Origin of the sequence: Chryseobacterium urinae (assembly GCF_030518295.1) — a bacterium.
GTDB lineage: Bacteria > Bacteroidota > Bacteroidia > Flavobacteriales > Weeksellaceae > Chryseobacterium > Chryseobacterium mucoviscidosis.
The window spans coordinates 1-19,282 of sequence record NZ_JAULSJ010000039.1 but is presented as its reverse complement, the minus strand read 5'-3'; the positions used below and the strand labels follow the sequence as shown (position 1 = coordinate 19,282).

General features: G+C 37.6%; 14 protein-coding genes. 2 read left to right on the top strand and 12 right to left on the bottom strand.

Annotated features, from left to right (window positions below):
• Positions 1–21: 21 nt before the first annotated feature.
• The 4 genes from truB to QWT87_RS18445 all read right to left on the bottom strand — a co-directional run bounded on the left by truB (position 22) and on the right by QWT87_RS18445 (position 2,899).
• On the bottom strand, positions 22–720 hold the full coding sequence (gene truB, locus QWT87_RS18460) for a tRNA pseudouridine(55) synthase TruB (RefSeq protein ID WP_185206167.1): 699 nt from the start codon (positions 718–720) through the stop codon (positions 22–24).
• Between the two features lie 69 nt (positions 721–789).
• On the bottom strand, positions 790–1,608 hold the full coding sequence (locus QWT87_RS18455; RefSeq protein WP_087708076.1) for an undecaprenyl-diphosphate phosphatase: 819 nt from the start codon (positions 1,606–1,608) through the stop codon (positions 790–792).
• An 89-nt stretch (positions 1,609–1,697) separates the two neighbouring features.
• A complete protein-coding gene (locus QWT87_RS18450) occupies positions 1,698–1,997 on the bottom strand; it encodes a DUF3098 domain-containing protein (protein ID WP_302717922.1) in 300 nt (99 codons plus the stop codon).
• A 2-nt stretch (positions 1,998–1,999) separates the two neighbouring features.
• The gene (locus QWT87_RS18445; RefSeq protein WP_076392540.1) at positions 2,000–2,899 is read right to left on the bottom strand and encodes a cell division protein FtsX; all 900 of its coding nucleotides are present in this window, start codon (positions 2,897–2,899) and stop codon (positions 2,000–2,002) included.
• 92 nt (positions 2,900–2,991) lie between these two features.
• On the opposite strand from QWT87_RS18445, the gene rsmA reads away from it, so the two are divergent.
• Positions 2,992–3,762, top strand: coding sequence for a 16S rRNA (adenine(1518)-N(6)/adenine(1519)-N(6))-dimethyltransferase RsmA (gene rsmA, locus QWT87_RS18440; protein WP_076392538.1), 771 nt, complete (start codon positions 2,992–2,994; stop codon positions 3,760–3,762).
• Positions 3,763–3,855: 93 nt separating this feature from the next.
• Here the strand turns inward: rsmA and QWT87_RS18435 are convergent, their stop codons facing one another.
• The 8 genes from QWT87_RS18435 to QWT87_RS18400 all read right to left on the bottom strand — a co-directional run bounded on the left by QWT87_RS18435 (position 3,856) and on the right by QWT87_RS18400 (position 16,876).
• The gene (locus QWT87_RS18435; RefSeq protein ID WP_302717919.1) at positions 3,856–6,114 is read right to left on the bottom strand and encodes a choice-of-anchor L domain-containing protein; all 2,259 of its coding nucleotides are present in this window, start codon (positions 6,112–6,114) and stop codon (positions 3,856–3,858) included.
• Between the two features lie 233 nt (positions 6,115–6,347).
• Positions 6,348–9,953: a choice-of-anchor L domain-containing protein gene (locus QWT87_RS18430; protein WP_302717917.1), complete on the bottom strand. Its 3,606-nt coding sequence runs from the start codon at positions 9,951–9,953 to the stop codon at positions 6,348–6,350.
• Between the two features lie 167 nt (positions 9,954–10,120).
• Positions 10,121–12,481 carry a choice-of-anchor L domain-containing protein gene (locus QWT87_RS18425; RefSeq protein WP_302717915.1) on the bottom strand — a complete coding sequence of 787 codons (2,361 nt, stop codon included), beginning with the start codon at positions 12,479–12,481 and terminating at the stop codon, positions 10,121–10,123.
• Positions 12,482–12,681: 200 nt separating this feature from the next.
• Entirely contained in the window at positions 12,682–13,233 is a 552-nt protein-coding gene (locus QWT87_RS18420) for a DUF1003 domain-containing protein (RefSeq protein WP_087708064.1), read from the bottom strand.
• Positions 13,234–13,245: 12 nt separating this feature from the next.
• Positions 13,246–14,016: a TIGR02757 family protein gene (locus QWT87_RS18415; protein WP_407933597.1), complete on the bottom strand. Its 771-nt coding sequence runs from the start codon at positions 14,014–14,016 to the stop codon at positions 13,246–13,248.
• A gap of 5 nt (positions 14,017–14,021) precedes the next feature.
• Entirely contained in the window at positions 14,022–14,936 is a 915-nt protein-coding gene (locus tag QWT87_RS18410) for a ribonuclease Z (protein ID WP_076392526.1), read from the bottom strand.
• 416 nt (positions 14,937–15,352) lie between these two features.
• A complete protein-coding gene (gene rdgB / locus QWT87_RS18405) occupies positions 15,353–15,928 on the bottom strand; it encodes an RdgB/HAM1 family non-canonical purine NTP pyrophosphatase (RefSeq protein WP_407933596.1) in 576 nt (191 codons plus the stop codon).
• 117 nt (positions 15,929–16,045) lie between these two features.
• Positions 16,046–16,876 carry a CPBP family intramembrane glutamic endopeptidase gene (locus tag QWT87_RS18400; protein ID WP_302717912.1) on the bottom strand — a complete coding sequence of 277 codons (831 nt, stop codon included), beginning with the start codon at positions 16,874–16,876 and terminating at the stop codon, positions 16,046–16,048.
• 368 nt (positions 16,877–17,244) lie between these two features.
• On the opposite strand from QWT87_RS18400, the gene QWT87_RS18395 reads away from it, so the two are divergent.
• Positions 17,245–18,423 carry an MFS transporter gene (locus QWT87_RS18395; RefSeq protein WP_302717910.1) on the top strand — a complete coding sequence of 393 codons (1,179 nt, stop codon included), beginning with the start codon at positions 17,245–17,247 and terminating at the stop codon, positions 18,421–18,423.
• Positions 18,424–19,282: the final 859 nt, after the last annotated feature.

Here is a 19,282-nt window from a genome sequence, read left to right as displayed (position 1 = left end):
ATCAATAAAAGCAATTTCTTTTTATGATTCGTTAAATCTAAAATCATTTTCCAAAAAGTCGGACGTTGCATCTTCTATTTTGTATTCTCCGATTTTTGTCCTTCTCAATTGCGTTAAATACGCTCCCACACCCAACTCCTGTCCGATATCATGAGCTAAACTGCGAATGTAAGTCCCTTTCGAGCAACCCACCGTGAAACTTACGAGAGGAAGATCAATCTTTACATTATCAATATAAAAAATTGTGGTTTTACGGGATTTCATTTCCACCTCCTCTCCTGCTCTTGCAAGATCATATGCTCTTTTTCCTTCGATCTTTATTGCCGAAAAAACAGGCGGAGTCTGATCGATTTCTCCAACAAATTTTTCCAATGCCGTTTTTATCTGCTCTTCTGTAATTTCCGAAATATCCTGATGCAGAATTTCTGGTTTTTCAGTATCGTATGATTCTGTCTGAACGCCGATTTTTATTTCGGTCCAGTATTCTTTTGGGGCATCCTGAATTTCAGGAATTTTTTTGGTGAATTTACCACAGCAGACAATCAATAATCCCGTTGCTCTCGGATCTAAAGTTCCCGCGTGACCAATTTTGAATTTCTTGGGTAAATCAAACTCTCTTTTGAGTTTATATTTCATTTTATTGACCGCCTGAAAAGAAGTCCAGTCCAAGGGTTTGTCTAATAAAAATATGTGTCCAGATTGTAGATCTTCAGCGGTCATGGATATGAGTAATGAGTAATTGGTAATGAGTAATTTTTTAGTATTACTGTTTATATTTTTTAGCTTAAATTATTTAAAGAAATAAAAATAAATCAGCAAGGCAATTCCTACGAAAATACGATACCAACCCCAAGGTTTGAAACCATATTTATTCAAAACTCCGATGAATGCTTTGATGGCGATTAATGCAACGATAAATGCAACAACATTTCCTACGATGAAAATCATGATGTGATCCTGAGATTCCATAATCATTTCATAACCTTTCTGCGGATTAGGTGTTTCTTTGCCCCATGTTTTTACAAAAACCGAATATACCGTTACCGCCAACATGGTAGGAACCGCCAAAAAGAATGAAAATTCTGCCGCTGCTTTTCTTGTCAGTCCCTGTGTCATACCTCCGATAATGGAAGCTGCACTTCTGCTCGTTCCCGGCATCATTGCAAGACACTGCCAAAAACCAATCGTTACCGCTTTTTTAATGGTAATGCCTTTTTCATCATCGATTTTTGGATTTTTGAACCATGTATCGGCAAACAGTAAAACAACACCTCCAAGAACCAGAACTGAAGAAATAGCGATCTGATTTCCTAAAACCGCTTCAATTTTATCATCAAATAAATACCCTAAAACCAAAGCCGGAACCACTGCAAAAGCAAGTTTAAAATAAAACTGCAAATTTTTCAGATCAAAAAACTTTTTCCAGTATGCCACAACCACAGAAAGGATTGCCCCAAACTGTATGGAAACCTGAAACATTTTTAAAAATTCGGTTTCTTCAAGTCCCAGCAAATTTGCCGTAAAGCCCATATGTGCAGTTGACGAAATGGGCAGATACTCTGTTAAGCCTTCAATGATCGCAATAATAATTGCTTTGATTAAATCCATAATTTATCCAAAATTAAAAGATTAAGAAACCAAGAGATTTAGACTGATCTAAATTTCCGAATTTCTTAATCTTCAAATAAAATTTATTTCTACTTTATTTTTAAAATCGCGTATACTTCGATTCCGAAACCAATCACCACAAATAATGGCGCAATCCTGATTCTTCGGATAGAAAAAATACCTTCATTCCATGAGTTCGGATCGTATTTTCCGTCTACGGTATTGGCATCGGCTCCCATCATCAGAAGAAACCCTACCACGATGAATGCCAAGCCGATCAACATCCATTTAAAGTTTTCTTTTCCGAAGTAAAAAGTGTTCTCCTTTGGAACTTCGGTTGTTTCTTTCCCGAAGTTATCTGCGGAAAATTTATTTGTTTTTTTGCTCATTTTTAAGAGTAATATAAGTCGTCAACGTTTGATCTTAAGAATCTCCAGGTAGCTACAATCGTACTTAAAACCGTAATAAAAATTCCTACTCCGAATACCAGCAGAACCAGCCAGAAGTATTGGTTGTTGTCCTGTACAAAGGCAGATCCGATCTGGCTTGTAAAGTAATACCATGCTCCGAAAAGAACCAGAAGTCCGATTGCAGAACCAATTGCCCCTAAAACTACCGCTTCGATGATGAACGGTTTCAGGATGAATCTTCTCTTCGCTCCTACAAGCTGCATGGTTTTAATAATAAATCTCTTGGAGAATATTTTCAGACGGATGGAATTGTTAATTAATACAACCGCCAGAATTAAAAACAGAATGGAAAATCCTAAGATCCATTTCAGAATTCTGCTCAGGTTGTTGTACACATCTACCATTAAAGTACTGTCGTTCTTTACATCGATAATTCCCGGAACGGCTTTAATGGCTTTAATGGCTTCATCGATCTTTGCCGGATCTACATACTCCGGTTTTAGGGCAATTTCTACAGATGAAGGGAAAATATTTTCTTCGAAAAGCGCATCCGTATCAATTCCCATTGCTTTTTTAGCTTCCTTGGAAGCCATTTCTCTGGTAATATACGTTGCTTTCTTTACCGGAGCCAGTGTCTGAATTTCTTTGAAAACCTCAGCTTCCATTTTCGCAATCTTTACAGAATCTTTTGCCTCATAGTTTTCATCAAAGTAAGCATTTACCACAAGTTGCTCCTTGATATAGTCGGAATATTTCTGGGCATTGATTAAAATAAGTCCCATTAATCCCAACAAAAATAACACTAAGGCAATACTTATTACTACTGTAATATTGCTAGACCTAAGCCTTTTCTTATTAAATTCATCTACAGATTTAGCCATTAATATTAAAATTTTTGGCTAAAATAGAAAAAATCTTCCGAAATTTGGGAACGAAAAAGAGAAAATCACTGTTAATAAAATCATAAAAAACATTGAGTGTAAAAGCAAAAAAGCATCTTGGTCAGCACTTTCTGACGGATGAAAACATCGCAAGAAAAATCGTGGAAGGTCTGAGTTTTGAGGGCTACAATAAGGTAATGGAAGTGGGTCCCGGAATGGGAGTTCTCACCAAATATCTGCTGGAAAAAGAACAGCAGATTTACCTTGCAGAAATCGATAAAGAATCCATAGAATATTTAAAGGAAAACTATTCTAAAGTAACCGAAGAAACGTTTGTGGGAGATTTTCTGAAACAGGATTTTCAGTTTACCAACGGAGAGCAGATTGCCATCATCGGAAATTTCCCTTACAACATTTCTTCCCAGATCTTGTTCCAGATTATCGATCATTATGAGCTGATTCCTGAAATGGTGGGAATGTTTCAGAAAGAAGTAGCGGAAAGAACAGCCGCCGTTCCAAGAACGAAAGATTACGGAATTTTATCTGTCCTGATTCAGGCTTATTATGATACTTCGTACTTATTTACGGTTCATGAAAACGTCTTCAATCCGCCGCCAAAAGTAAAATCCGGTGTTATCAGAATCACCAGAAATCCTAAAGAAGGTTTGGCAGGAAACGAAGTTTTATTCAAGCAGATTGTAAAGGCAGGATTTAACCAAAGAAGAAAAAAGCTGTCGAACGCTCTGAAAATTTTAAACATCCCTGAAGCTTTGAAAACCCATGAGTTTATGGATAAAAGAGCTGAAGAACTCAGCGTGGCAGATTTCATCTCATTTACACAGCTCTGGAAAGAAAGTGTTTAGTAATAAAAGTTCAGAAGAGATATAACTTAATTAATCCTAAAAAAGCCCCTCAATTTCTTGAAGGGCTTTCATTTTGCATTATCGATTGATTTTTTATTCTCTGTTTTTCAACATAATCCAGCCAGACTGGCTCATGCTTGTTTTTGATTTCGGATACTGGAAGTTAAATTTATACCAGTACGTTGCAGTTGGCAGCTTTTTGCCTCCTAAAGTTCCGTTCCAGATTGGGTTTTCTTTCGAGAATCTGAATAATTCTGAACCATATCTGTCATACACAGAACCGGTGAAGTTATTAAAGTTTCCAAGAGCAGTAAGATCCAGTGTATCATTAACACCATCCTGATTTGGAGTAATCATATTTGCAATATTCAGTGTGAAGAATTCTAAAGCTCCTACACAATGTGTTCCTACAGTTCTTACCTGAATGTCGTAGTGGGTATTGTTGGAAAGTCCTGTAAATACATTAGACTGCTGCCATGAAATACCACCGTCTACAGAATATTCTGCTGTCTGAGGAATATTATTGATCATCGGAACCTGAGCAGTAATGGTTAACGTATTGTTGCTGTAATCAATATTAGAAACAAACGGAGAAGCTGCTGCCATCACTTTTGCAGTGAAAGTTTCCTGACAAAATCCGTTCTTAATGGTTACAGAATAAATACCCAACTGGTCTACTTCTATTGTTCTGGTCACCGCACCTGTACTCCACAGATAAGTGTAATTCGGTCCTGCTCCTGCGTCTAAAGTTACTCTGTCTCCCTGACACATTTCTACATCCATTAATGTCGAAGTGATTTCCGGAACTACCTCAACGGTGATTTTTGCAGGCTGTAAAGATTTACATCCTTTTGTTCCCAATGCGTATACAGAGAATGTTGTTGTATTGTATACTGTTGCACTTTGAGTATTACCTGTTCCTGAGAAGTTTGCCCACTGATAAGTTACTCCGCCGGTTGCCGTAAGATCTACTACAGTTCCCGGACAGACTTTAATTTTCGATGCCACAACACTTGCAACAGGAGTCGCTTCTTTTGATAATGTTAATTTTACCATTTTACTACAGAAACCTCCATTCGATACCACAACATAAAGAATCTGTCCATCATTACCATTGTAGTGAAGAATATCCTGAATGTAATTATTGTTCTGGGCAATTGCATCTGCCTGATTTACATAAAAATAGAATACTGCACCCGGCGTTGTACTGATTGACGCCATTGAATTGGTAAGATCAAACCAGGTGACATCCGGAGTTGTACAGAGCAGTAATGTTGCATCTACTGCGGCTGGTGTTGTTCCTCCGTTTATTTTGATATTGGCTTTACCCGGACAAGGACTTCCAGGGAATGAAACCTGAATTTCGTAATTACCGGGTTGTGTTGCTGTAATCGTAGGAGAGGTAGCTCCAGCAATGGCAACTCCGTTGAAGAACCACTGATACGTCATATTCGGATCACTAACAGATGCTGTGATCACCTGAGGAACATTGTCGCATACATTAATTTGCTCCGGCAATGTTGCTCCGGAAGGATCTAATAATTCTACTCCAATATTGAAAGATCCACCATCTAAAAATACTGCAGAATCATAGCTGCTGTCTATAGCATCTGCCAAAACCATTTTAAAGTGGTATGCCTGTCCTGGAACTACTGTAGCGGTTGCCTGTAAAGGAACAGTTCTTCCGTTAAAGTTGGTTTCTATATTAGCCGTATTGTACCCTCCAAAAAAGGCAACGTTTGGCGCACCGCACCCCATATTGGTTCCCGCAAAACTGTTTTGCGGGTGAATATTGGTTACACTCACCGGTCCTGTTCCCGGAGCCGGTAATACAGCCATGTTAACATAAGGCCCGCCGGCTACAGGTTTTAATAATAAAGCAAATGCATCTGAGAAGCTACAAGGGAAAGTTCCTGTATATTCTTCAGAAGCAAAAAGGTAATTAAATTTTACCTGACTGGAAGTAGGCACGAAATCAAACTCCAGAATAACGGCATCATTAAGTGTTGCAGAAGGATTCGTTGCCGCAACAAGATCCGGATCACTACCCGTTGGCAAATCATCTCCTAAAGTAGAGCTAATATAGCTGTTTCCGGCTTTTTGAGCATATCCTGTAGAAAGAACAATACCATCCTTGAAAGGAAAGCTGGTTGTTCCTCTGTTGAAATATCCCCAAGATCTGTTTGCATTTGTTGCCGGAAGGTTCGGGCTCACCTGCACGTTGGAAACGTTAGGTGTAACACAGGAATTGGTTCCTGATGAAATCAACACATCTTTTACCAGCTGCAAAGGGGTATAAGCTGATGCAGGATATGTAGGAGTATTCACATCAATAAAAGCACCGGCTTTCATTGTAAGAGAGGAAGCCTTTTCTTGCTGAGGCTTTCTGTTTGTATTTTTTTGTGAATAAAAGAGACTCGATGAGGAGACCGCGAATAAAGAAAACAATAGTAGATATCTCTTCATAATATTTTTGTTTTAACAAATTTAATTTTTTTTTGAATATACCACACATTTATTTGGCATTTTTATGCTAAAAAAGCAAAAAAACCTTTCATAAGAAAGGTTTTCAATTTTAATATCTTTTAATTTCTGTTTTTCAGTAAAATCCATCCGCTTCTCTGCTCGAGTTTTTTACTGGCGGGATTTTCCCATTGTACTCTGTACCAGTAAGTAGCGGTCGGAAGAACTAAACTTCCTCTCAACATTCCGTTCCAGAAGGTCTGGTTTTTGGATGCTTTAAATACTTCCTGTCCGTATCTGTCGAAAATAGAGGCTGCAAAATTGTTATAACTGCTGATTCCCGTAAAATCTACAATATCGTTTTTACCGTCAGAATTTGGAGTAATGGCATTGATAACAACGAAAGTAAAGAAAGATATTGAAGTGCTGCATTTCGCATCTTTCACCCTTACCTGAAGATTATAATTCGTATTATCCAAAATATTAGTAAATACATTGGACGTCTGCCAGCTAAAACCATTATCAGCAGAATATTCCAGAGTTCCGCCTGTCGGATTTGTCGTAGACAGTGTTAAAATATGGTTCTCGTAGGAAATATTTGTAAACTGCGGCAATGTAGGATTGATAAGCTGTGCAGAAAACACTTTAGAACAAACCCCATTACTTATCGTTACCGTATAAGTTCCCGGTGTACTTACAGAGATGGTTTGTGTTGTTGCTCCGGTATTCCATACATATGTATAATTTGTTCCTGAGCCTGCATCTAAAATTCCTGAATCTCCCGCACAAACATTAACATCTTTCAGAGTAGAAACAATTGCAGGGACAACCTGAATGGTAATTGAAGTAGGATTAGCCACTTTACATCCGTTTCCGCCTAAAGCAAAGACAGAATAGGTAGTTGTAGCTGTTGGAGATACAATCTGTGTATTTCCGTTACCCGGTAAACCTACCCATTCGTAAGTAACGCCACCGGTTGCTGTTAAAGTTACAGATTCACCCGCGCATATTTTCATTTGGGAAGCAGTTAAAACTGCTACAGGAGGAGCCACGATTATTGTAATGGTAGCAGGAGTCGCTGAAACACATCCATTTGCTCCTAAAGCAAAAACAGTGTATGTAGTTGTAGAAGTAGGCGAAACTACCTGTGTATTTCCATTTCCTGTAAGCCCTGTCCAGTTATAGGCTGCACCACCGGAAGCCGTTAAAGTAACAGATTCTCCTGAACATATCTGTAATGCCGTAGAAGTTACATTCGCTGTCGGAGCGGTTGTATTTTGTGTTACCGTAACGTTTGAAGTATACGTACAGTTTAAATTTCCGGGCTGGTTGATATTGGTTACCGTTAAAGTGTATACTCCACCCGCGTTTACCACAGGAGTTAATGTATTGGCTCCCGAAACAATATTTCCACCACCGGTTGCTGTCCATGTAATGGTAGATCCTGCAGGAATTACAGAAGATGAAGCATTCAATGTAACCTGAGGAGTGGTACAGGTAATCTGCTGTGGCGGATTAATGTTTAAAGTGGTTTGAGGCGTAGATAAAAGCTGTAAGGTTACTACATTCTTACATCCTCCGTTCGTTACCAGAACATATATCGTCTGTCCTCCTGCACTGTTAAAGGACGCAGGATTTGCAATGGTATTCGTATTTCCGGCATTGGCGTCCGCAGCATTCAGATAATAAGCAAAAGTAATCCCTGTTGCTGTTGTGATCTGAGGCTGTGCTTCCGTTAAATTATAATTAATTCCTCCGTTCTGATAACATTTTAATAAAGTTGCATTCTGAACGGTAATAGGCTGAGTCACCTGTATCGTAATCGTTGCAGGAGTAGCAGAAACGCACCCGTTCGCTCCTACCGCAGTTACTGTATAAGTTGTGGTAGTTGTAGGAGAAACAGTTTGTGTTGCTCCATTTCCCGGAAGTCCTACCCAATTGTATGTAGCTCCACCGGAAGCTGTTAAAGTCACCGATTCTCCTGAACAGATTAAAACTTTTGAAGCTGTTAATCCTGTAGTTGGCGGCGCGCTGTCTCCTGTAACGGTTACATTCGCTGTTCCGGTACAGCTAACATTTCCCGGCTGGTATATATTAGATATGGTTAAAGTATACGTTCCCGCGGTATTTACAACAGGATTTAAGGTATTCGCTCCTGAAACAATATTTCCGTTGGTAGTTGTCCAGCTAAATGTAGAACCTGTGGGATATACTGAACTTGAAGCATTTAATGTAACCTGTGAATTCGTACATGTTAAAACTCCCGGTGTAGCAATCGTTGCCGTAATCTGAGGTGCTTTTATCAATTGCAATTCCGCAACTTTGGAACAAAATCCGTTTTTAACCGAAACATAAACTGTCTGTCCCGGACTTGAAAACGCAGTTGGTATTGCTATTGTATTTCCGTTTCCTGCAACCGCATCTGCCTGATTCACATAATAAGTAAATGTAGCTCCCGGTGTTGTACTGATTGAAGATTGTGCCGATGTTAAATTAAATGTGGCATTTCCCTGCGTGTAACACGAAATGAGAGACGCATTCTGAACTGTAGGTGAAGTTCCTCCCACCACAGTGATGGAAGCTGTTCCCGGACAAGTATTACCCGGCAAAAACACCTGAACTGAATATACTCCCGGCTGTGTAGCTGTGTAAGATGCATTGGTTGCTCCCGGAATAGGATTTGTTCCTAAATACCATTGATATGTAGCTCCGCCTCCCTGAACTGATGCCGTAAATGTCTGCGGAGCGTTATCACAAACATTAACTGATGAAGGAAGCGTAACTCCCGCCGGATCTAATAACTGCACACCAATATCGAAAGATCCTGCTTCAAGAAATACCGCAGAATCGAAATTAGCATCCTGATAATCTGCCAAAACCATTTTGAAATGATAAGTCTGACCCGGAATTACTGTCGCTGTTGCCGTTAACGGAACAGTACGTCCGTTAAAGTTCGTTTCGATCTGAGGAATATTATACCCTCCAAAATAGGCTACATTGGCTGCTCCACAAGCTAATGGAGCACCTGTCTGATATTGTGTGGAAGGGTGAATATTCGTTACACTTACAGGACCTGCTCCTCCCGGTAAAACAGCAAGATTGGTATAAGGATCCCCTACTTTTCTTAATAAAAGCGCAAAACCATCGCTAATGGTACATGGGAAGTTTGTCTGATATTCTTTTGAAGCGAATAAATATCTGAAAGTAACTTTAGTAGAAGCCGGAACAAAATCGAATTCGATGTAAGTCGCATCGTTAAGCTGATTGTTAGGAACTCCAAGAGCCGCCGCCAAATCTGCATCTCCACCTGAACCTAAACCGTCACTTAAAGTTCCCTGAAGATCATTTCCAGCTTTTCTCGCATATCCTGTTGTAAGAACAATTCCTTTGGCAAAAGGGAAATTGGTGGTCGCTTTATTAAAATATCCCCAGCTTCTGTTTTGGTCTGTCACTGCTAAATTTGGAGAAACAGACACATTCGTTACATTCGCAGCAGAACATGCAGATCCTCCACTAATGAGGACATCTTTTACCAATTGTGTGATACTGTATGAAGATTCCGGATAAGCGGCTGTATTTACATCTATAAAAGCTCCGGCTTTCATGTTTTCAGGGGTTTGTCTGCTCACAACTCCTTTTCCGTCTCTGTCTTTCTGTGCATTAACGAAATTCCCTACAAAAACCAAAAGCAAAGCCAAAAATAAATTTTTTGTCCTCCTATTTAACATTTTATATTATTTTAAACAAAAATACTATTTTTTTCAATTGAATTTCAATTCGGTACTAATTACATTATCACTTATATAATTAAATATCCTGTAAAAAAAGTAATTTCAATTATCTCTGAAACGAAAAAAAGACCAACAAATTGTTGGTCTTTTCTATTGTGATTAAATTATTCAAAATTTTTCAATAAAATCCATCCTGTTTTTACGACAGGCTTTTTACTTGCAGGATCTTCAAAACTTACCTGATACCAGTAGGATGAAGTGTTCAGTCGTTTACCTTGGAAATATCCGTCCCAATAAGGCTGTAAACTGCTTTCTCTGTAAACCTCTCTTCCGTAACGGTCGAAAATAGAGGCTTTAAAGTCTTTGTTTTTATTCACGATTCGGAAATCAATGATATCATTAATGTTATCTCCGTTTGGCGTAATAACGTTCTGCATCACGAATGTAAAATATTCAAGGAAGCCTACACAGCTTGTATTCTTCACTCTTACTCTGATGGAGACCACCGTATTTCTAGGCACATTGGTAAATGTATTGGAATTTTGCCATGTTAAACCATTATCAACAGAATATTCCAAAACACCATTGCTTGGATTACTTGCCGTAATAATCATGGTTCCGTTTTCATTATAGTTAACATTAATAACTTCCGGAATAACCGCCTGAATAACCTGTGTTGTAAAGACCTTTGAACACACTCCATTAGTAATGGTTACACTGTATGTTCCCGGAGTTCCTACAGAAATCGTCTGAGATGTTGCTCCATTACTCCACAGATATGTATAGTTCGGGCCTGCTCCTGCGTCTAAATTAATAACATCGCCCTGACAGATCATTCCACCGGAAAGTGTTGATTTAATAGCCGGAACAACTTCTATAGTAACGGATGCAGGCTGTAAAGATTTACATCCCTGTGTTCCGATCGCGTAAACAGAATATGTTGTAGTCTGGGTTGGAGAAACCGTTTGTGTAGCTCCGGTTCCCGATAAATTAGTCCATTGATAGGTTGCTCCGTTAGAAGCTGTTAAAGTTGTAGATTCGCCTAAGCAGATTCTTACTTTTGTTGCCGTAAGCTGTGCAACAGGCGTTGCTTCTTTTCTTAAAGTTAAAGTTACCGTTTTGCTACAGAAAGCTCCGTTGGAAACCACGACATACAAAACCTGTCCGTCTGTTCCGTTATAACTTGCCATTTGTGCAGCAGTAAGATAATTGTTATTCTGAGCAACTGCATCTGCCTGATTCACATAATAACGAACAATAGCCGTAGTGGAAGTTGTAATCTGCGGCGTTGCATCATTTAAATTAAATGTTGCCAAAGATGGTGTTGTACAGAGTTTTAAAGTAGCATTCTGTGCAGGTGGCGTTGTTCCGCCTACAATGGTAACGGTAGCTGTCTGGCAGTTGGTTCCGCCCACAAATGTTCTTACCTCATACACACCGGGTGATGTAGCGATATAGGTCGCATTGGTTGCCCCTGCAATTGCAACACCGTCTTTGTACCATTGGAAAGTCATTCCCGGAACAGCAGCAATTTGTGCAGTAAGAGTTTGCGGCGTATTATCACACATATTCACCGTCGTTAAAGGATTTCCGCTGCCGTCTACAATGGTCATTCCGATATCAAAAGATCCTCCCTGAAGAAAAACGGCAGAATCAAAACCACTGTCGGAAGCATCTGCCAAAACCATTTTAAAATGATAGGTCTGTCCCGGAATTACCGTTGCAGTTGCCGTTAAAGGAATTGTTCTTCCATTAAAATTCGTTTCAATATTTGCTGTGTTCATTCCTCCAAAATACGCTTCATTGATAGGTCCGCATGAGAACCCATTACCGGAAGGAACAATATTGGTAACGCTTACAGGTCCCGCTGTTCCCGGTAAAATTGCCATATTGGTATAAGTAGGATCCCCTACTTTTTTCAGTAATAAAGCAAAACCATCGGAATAAACTCCACAAGGGAAATCTGAGGTATATTCTTCTGAAGCAAAAATATAATTGAATTTTACCTGAGTATTGTTGGGAACGAAGTCGAATTCAATAAAAACGGCATCTTTTAACGGAGCCAGAGGATTAATTGCCGTAACAAGATCCGGATCACTAACGGTGGATCCGGGAACAGTGTCACCTAATCCTGTTTCCAAAACATTTCCTGCTCTTCGGGCTTTTCCAGTTACCAATACAACACCATCCGTAAACGGAAAGGCAGTAGTTCCTTTATGAAAATATCCCCAAGCTCTTTCGGTGTCTGTTGCGGGCTGATTGGGAGAAACAGTGACGTTGGTAACATTGGCAACAGCACAACTTGAACCGCCTGTAATAAGGATATTTTTAACAAGCTGTTCTATATTATAAGATGATGGCGTATAGGAAGCGACATTAACATCTATAAATGCACCCGACTTTAAACTCGAATTAGTATGCTTTTCTTTGATTGGTTTTCTTGATGCTTTTTGGGCAAAAACGGAACCCGAAACCAGAAGCAACACTAAAAGGAAATAGTAGTTTTTTAATCTATAATTTAACATTTTGTTGTTGTTTGTTCAAAAATACTAAATTATTACTTAAAATCAGAACAAAAAACAAGCGTTATACTACAAATAACCTAAAATATTTTAAAATTATAGAAATAACAGATATTCTATCTGAATTAATAAAAAAGACTGATAAAATTATCAGTCTTTTTGTGTGGAATTTTACTATTTCAACAATTTTATCTGTTGATTAACTAATCTTTTTTCAGTTCGTCAATCATATTTTGCAATTCTGAGATCTTATCTTTCAGTGCTTTAATTTCATTTTTGTTGGAACTTACATTGCTTTTCAGCATTACATTTTTGGCGCGCTCATTATGGTCTTCTTCATCTTCTTCCTCATTAATTTCTTCAATATCTTCCTGAATATCCTCAATATCTTCATTAATTTCTTCGATATCCTCGCTGATTTCCTCAATGTCTTCGCTGATTTCTTCTATATCTTCCTGAATATCTTCAATATCTTCACTGATCTCCTCGATATCTTCCTGAATGTCTTCAATCTTTTCATGACTTTTATTCACCGACATCTGGATGAAAATGGCAAGATAAATTGCCTCTAAAGAAACCACTGTAGTAAGAATCAGAAGCATTTTATCAAATTCTACAATATGAAGAACCGGCAGAAGAAAAGAAATCAAAAAAAACAGGGTATGCGCAATGAGCGACGGAATAGAACCGATCCACCATGTAATTCCGTTGGCAATTCTTTCTAATACTTCAATTTTTTCTTCGTTCTTTTTCATTGCGTTTCAATTTTAAATTAATTCCTTGGTAACTCCTAATCCAAACAGTGCAAAATCGTATTTTGCAGGATCTTTCTCATCAAATGTACGGATGATAAGATCTAATTCTTCCACGGTTTTCCAGTCGTTCTGCGTTCTGGTAATCAGCCCCAGTTTCCTTGAAATATTTCCGGTATGTACATCCAAAGGAATCGAAAGATATTTCGGATCTGTGTTTTCCCAAAGACCAAAATCTACACCACGCCTGTCGTTACGCACCATCCAGCGCAGAAACATGATAATTCTTTTGGTGGAAGAATTTTTATACGGCGAACTTACATGTTTGTGTGTTCTGTGCTTTTCCGTTCCCAGAAACGGTGTTCTGAAACGTTCAATCGCATGAGAAAAATTAATCTCAGAATCATTTACCCTGAATAAATCTTCCAGACTTTCATTCTCCGTATAAATTCTGTTAAACTGCTTAATAAAATAAGCAAAATCTTCTCCGTTAAACGTTCTGTGGACACTTTTGCCCTCCAGCAGTTTCAAATCTTTCTCCGAATGATTCAAAACAAAATCATAGGGTGAATTTCCCATAATATCGAGCATTTTTTCCGCCGATTTAATGATCGCTTTTCTGTTTCCCCACGAAATTGTCGCCGCCAGAAATCCTGCAATTTCAATATCCTGCTTCAGAGAAAAACGATGCGGGATCTGGATCGGATCATTTTCTATAAATTCAGGATCATTGTATTGGTCTGCCTTTTCATCTAAGAAGATTTTCAGTTCTTCAAACTTCAACATTAATTTTAAATTTTTACAGGTTCCAGTGCTTTCGGTAAGAAAGTATTGGGAAAAACAGTTCTTGCTTCATCGGTAAATACGGTAAGATCTCCATAACGGTTGGAAAAATGTCCTAAGATCAGTTTTCCGACTTCTGCTTTTCTCGCAACTGTTGCGGCTTCCAGAGCAGTTGTATGCCCTGTATAATCTGCCATTTCCTTCAAATCGTGAAGAAATGTAGATTCATGATAAAGCACAGTTACATTTTTAATAATCGGGATTACACTTTCCAGATATCTTGTATCGCTGCAAAAGGCGTAAGATACAGAAGGTGCAGGTTCTACGGTAAGAATTTCATTTTTAAGAACATATCCATCGCTTAAAACAAAATCTTTTCCGGCTTTTATATTGTGATAATCACAGGTTTCTATTTCGCTGTATTTCGCGATTTCCTTCATGTTCAGATGCCTGTCTTTCGGTTTTTCTTTAAACAGATAACCGTTGCAGTATATCCTGTGATCCAGAGGAATGGTGTACACTTCTACCCTGTTGTCTTCGTAAATTTTTTCTGAATAATCTTTATCCAGTTCATGATAGACCACTTCAAAACCACGGTGCGTCTCTGTAATCGTGAAAATAGTTTCCAGCATTTTCTTAATTCCTTTCGGACCGTAAACGTGAAGCGGAGTTTCTCTTCCCAAAAGCCTGAAGGAAGCAATAAGCCCCGGTAAACCAAAACAGTGATCTCCGTGAAGATGAGAAATAAATATATGATTGATCTTCGAAAATTTCGCTTTGGCTTTTCTTAACTGTACCTGCGTTCCTTCCCCGCAATCGATGAGGAAAGACCGTTCTTCCATCTCCAGAAACTGTGCGGTAGGAGAAGAATTCACCGTAGGAATTGCTGAATTAAAGCCTAATATCGTTAAATAAGTACTCAAATCGATGGTTTATTAAGGTGACAAATGTACGGATTTAGGTTAAGACTAAGATTTAGGCTGAAATTAAAATTACATATTGAAACCAATTTAAATATCTAAATTCACCTGAGTTCGGGATAAGTCTTCTTAACCACAAGGTTAAACAAATAGATTCAATTATCAGGAATTCAGCTTTTAAGATATACAAAGGCGTAAAACTTATAAAAGTAATACCATTTTTTGTCTTTTTTAAATAAACGAAGTGCCTTTGTTTGGCCTACCAACTTTCAATAAGTAGAAAAATCTTTTGTTTTTCTTTGCGACAAATCAATAAAACACTGTAAATCAATTATTTAAATCTATTTCTTATCACAAACTCAGGTTAAATTCCGATTTCTGTTTTCATCATACCTCTTAACCTCAACTTCAACCTGAAACTATTCTTTCCCTTTCAGGAAATCCAAAAATAGATCCAAAGCCTGTTTTCTGTGGCTGATTTTGTTTTTATCCTGTGGTTCCATCTCTGCAAAAGTCATGTCGTAACCTTCCGGAACGAAGATCGGATCGTAGCCGAACCCTTTGAAACCTTTATTTTCCTTCAGTAAATTTCCGTGAACCCTTCCGTCGAAATATTTGGCTCCGTTTTCGTCATAGTAGCATAAAACAGTAATGAAATACGCTTTTCTGTTTTCAATACCTTCCATTTCGCCCAAAACTTTTTCGATATTTTTAGCAAAATCATGATTTCCTGCATAACGCGCGGAAAAAATTCCCGGTCTTCCGTCCAGAGATTCTACAACCAGTCCGCTGTCGTCACCCAAACTTGGAATTCCTGTTTTTTCGAAGCAGTATTTCGCCTTAATTAACGCATTGGCATTGAAAGAATCTCCGTCTTCTACGATTTCGTCATGAAGATCGTAATCTGCAAGACTTTTAACGACAAATTCATCGCCTAAAATCTGCTGAATTTCTTCTTTCTTATGTATGTTGTGCGTTGCTACCAGTAATTCCATATTCAATTTCATTTATTTAATTTCTATTTTGTTTAAACCTCAAATCATCATCATGAATAACACTAATGATATTAGTGAAATTAGTGTTTAAAAATTTAGTGTCATTCGTGTTTAGATTTAAATTTCAGAATAATGCACTTTGTATTTTTTCATGAAAAGAAAATAAAACAAGGAGAAAAGTGCAATTCCTATCGTCAGTATGATCCATTCCGAAACTTTAAAAGCATCTGCGAAGCTTTCCGTTTTTACATAAGTGATTAATAAGGTGGAACATAAATTATTAAAACCATGCAAAAGCATCGGTAAAAGCAGAGATTTTGTTTTGTAATAGACCAATCCCAAAACGCATCCTAACAGAACCGCTCCCACAAACTGCCACGGATTTCCGTGAACCGCACCAAAGATTACGGAAGCAAAAACAATTGCCATTCTTGGTTCAACGCCTTTATTCATCAATCCTTTCTGGATAATTCCCCTGAAAATAATTTCTTCAAAAATAGGAGCACAGATAACGGCAGTAATGATCATCACAACCGGATCATCGATAAGTTTTTCCATCATCTGGGTAAAAAAATCGTAATATTTCCCGAAAAAAGGTCCCGTTGTAGGAATCTGGGCGGTAATAAATTCTGCAATAAACATCATCCCGATCATCATTGGAAAAATCAGGAGATAGGTAGAAAAATTAGTGGGAGAAAAATTGAAATTCAGCTTCATTCCTGTTGTTCTTCTCACGATGAAAAAATCAAAAAAAGCAATCGCCGTAAGAAATCCTGCGGCATTGGTAATCATAAAAAACCAGTCTCTGTACTGTAGATTTTCTTTGAAAGTAAACATCCAGAAAACATTAAAAGACGAAACCACCATTGTTCCGAAAAACAATCCTGCCAGTAAAACAAGACCGCCAATCCATGTAAACTTGAAATTCGGATATTTACTTTTTTCCATAGAATCTAAGAATTTATTGAGAAACAAAGATAATTCAAATTATGAGAAAAGAGAATTGCAGAGAAGTTTAACCTTAAAATACATTGTTACATTTATGTTTTTTAAAATGTTTAAACTAATTTCAAAAATTAACCGCAAAAGTTGCAAAAGACCATTATTCCGCAATAATCAAAGTTCTCAAAAGAATAAAAATCGAAGATTTTTAAAACTGTTGTCGTCTTTTTCATTTTTCGTTATTGAATTTGAATAAAATTTCAGCTTATCTTTTATAACTTTTGCGGTTAAATAAAAAAGGTTAAACAGATTTTAAGTTAAATTTCTCTGTCAGACTGTTTTAATGAAGTAACTTTGCAGCTTAATATTTTCACATGCAGGGTTTGGTAAAAAAGTCGGAGAATGTTAATCTGTCTTTAATCAGTTATGTAAGTTTTACCTTTATAGGGTATTTCGTTATCGGATTATCGCTTTCGGTACTTCCTATTTTCATTAATAAAAGTCTTGGATTCAGTCTGGTAATTGCAGGTTTGGTCATCAGTCTGCAATATGTTTCTACATTTTTCCTGAGAGCTTATTCCGGAAAAATCATTGATGGAAAAGGCCCGAAACCAGCCGTTTTATTCAGCATGATCAGTTTTTCGCTGACCGGAATTTTCCTGATCATAGCTTATTATTTTAAATTTTCTCCTTGGTTAAGTTTAACATTTTTGGTCATCACGCGTCTTCTTACAGGCTGTGCGGAAGGAATGATCGGTGCAAGTCCGATTAACTGGGCAATTATGGCAGTCGGAGAAAAACATACGGCAAAAATTATTTCCTACAACGGAGTTGCCTGTTACGGCGCATTGGCAATCGGAGCTTCTCTGGGTGTAAAGATTGAGCATGAATTCAGCTTATACGGAATCGGAATTTTTTCGATTATTCTCGGAATTTTAGGGTTTCTTTTTGCAAAAACGAAAGATAATAAAACCAATACAAATATAAAGGAATCACAGTCTTTCTGGAAAGTTTTGGGAAAAGTGGCTCCTTTCGGCGTTTGTCTGGCTTTAGGAGGACTTGGCTTTGCGAGTATTTCTACTTTTATCACCTTGTATTACAATTACTTTCACTGGAATAACGGCGCTTTATGTCTGAGTGTTTTCGGGGTACTGTTTGTTGCAGGACGACTCGTTTTCAATAATGTAATCAATAACCACGGAGGAATTAAAGTCGCCATTGTCTGTCTTTTGGTAGAAACTATCGGGCTTTTAATTATTTCATTTGCCACGAATTCACAAATGGCTCTTGTAGGAGCCGGCGTTACGGGACTTGGGTTTTCATTAATTTTTCCGGCTTTGGGTGTGGTTGCGATTAAAAGCGTACCTTCATCCAATCAGGGTTCCGCTTTGGCGGGATATGGTCTGTTTATTGATCTTTCTCTGGGTGTTGCAGGACCGCTGATTGGCGGAATTGCCGATCTTTACGGGATAAGCTATATTTTTCCTTTCAGTGCGGCGATGGTTTTTGTGGGATTGGGACTGGCTTATTTACTTAAGTTTAAACACAAATAGCACTAATTTTTACAAGAATTAATAGAACTCAGGTTGGTTTTCGCAAAGACGCAGGATTTTTACTAGTCTCAAATTTTTAAGGCGCAAGGATTTTATCTCTGATAAAATTGATTATCAGAATTATAAAATAAAATATTTGATTTTATCCTTGCATCTTAAGACTGAAAAATTCTTATCTAAATCTTGCGCCTTAGCGTTTTTCCAATAAAATTTAAACTCATCGTTGATCTTTTAAACACGAATAACACCAATGGTTTTCACAAATTCCACGAATTTGATTTTTTTTTAGCCTATTTTTAGTTTGGCAAAAGCAAACAAAAAAAGTTGTTTAAAGTAAAACGGTAGAAAACTCTATGGAGTTTTATCTGTGTAGACAACATATTCACAATGTATTTTGCGTTCCGTAGGAACGCTATCTTTAAAAAATTTATCATATTTATAGATATCAATCCTACGGATTGATTTGCAGATTTATTCTTATTTCTACACAGATTCTGCTCCTAAAGGAGCAAACTCTCTTACTTCAAACAACTTCAAAATAAAAAGTCAAAGATTTTTAAACTAATGTCTCCTGTTACGTATAAAGAATTTCATCCTAAGTTGATTCTGTTTAAACTTTTTATTTAACCGCAAAAGGTATAAAAGATGACTAAACTTTTATTTTAAAGTTGATCATTATAAATGAAAAAGTTCGCAATAGTTTTTAAAAATCTTTGATTTTTATTCTTTTGATTGCTTTGATTATTCTGGAAATTCGCTTTACCATTATCTTTTGTGCCTCGTATGTTTGCATATCAAAAATTTACGTTTACATAGATAACCAAAAAGCTAAGGGACAGAAGAAATATTTTGTGACAGA

Coding starts and splice junctions, on each gene's coding strand:
- truB (WP_185206167.1), bottom strand. CDS start 720: ATGACCGCTGAAGATCTACAATCTGGACACATATTTTTATTAGACAAA.
- QWT87_RS18455 (WP_087708076.1), bottom strand. CDS start 1,608: ATGGATTTAATCAAAGCAATTATTATTGCGATCATTGAAGGCTTAACA.
- QWT87_RS18450 (WP_302717922.1), bottom strand. CDS start 1,997: ATGAGCAAAAAAACAAATAAATTTTCCGCAGATAACTTCGGGAAAGAA.
- QWT87_RS18445 (WP_076392540.1), bottom strand. CDS start 2,899: ATGGCTAAATCTGTAGATGAATTTAATAAGAAAAGGCTTAGGTCTAGC.
- QWT87_RS18435 (WP_302717919.1), bottom strand. CDS start 6,114: ATGAAAGCCGGTGCTTTTATTGATGTGAATACTCCTACATATCCTGCA.
- QWT87_RS18430 (WP_302717917.1), bottom strand. CDS start 9,953: ATGTTAAATAGGAGGACAAAAAATTTATTTTTGGCTTTGCTTTTGGTT.
- QWT87_RS18425 (WP_302717915.1), bottom strand. CDS start 12,481: ATGTTAAATTATAGATTAAAAAACTACTATTTCCTTTTAGTGTTGCTT.
- QWT87_RS18420 (WP_087708064.1), bottom strand. CDS start 13,233: ATGAAAAAGAACGAAGAAAAAATTGAAGTATTAGAAAGAATTGCCAAC.
- QWT87_RS18415 (WP_407933597.1), bottom strand. CDS start 14,016: ATGTTGAAGTTTGAAGAACTGAAAATCTTCTTAGATGAAAAGGCAGAC.
- rdgB (WP_407933596.1), bottom strand. CDS start 15,928: ATGGAATTACTGGTAGCAACGCACAACATACATAAGAAAGAAGAAATT.
- QWT87_RS18400 (WP_302717912.1), bottom strand. CDS start 16,876: ATGGAAAAAAGTAAATATCCGAATTTCAAGTTTACATGGATTGGCGGT.
- QWT87_RS18395 (WP_302717910.1), top strand. CDS start 17,245: ATGCAGGGTTTGGTAAAAAAGTCGGAGAATGTTAATCTGTCTTTAATC.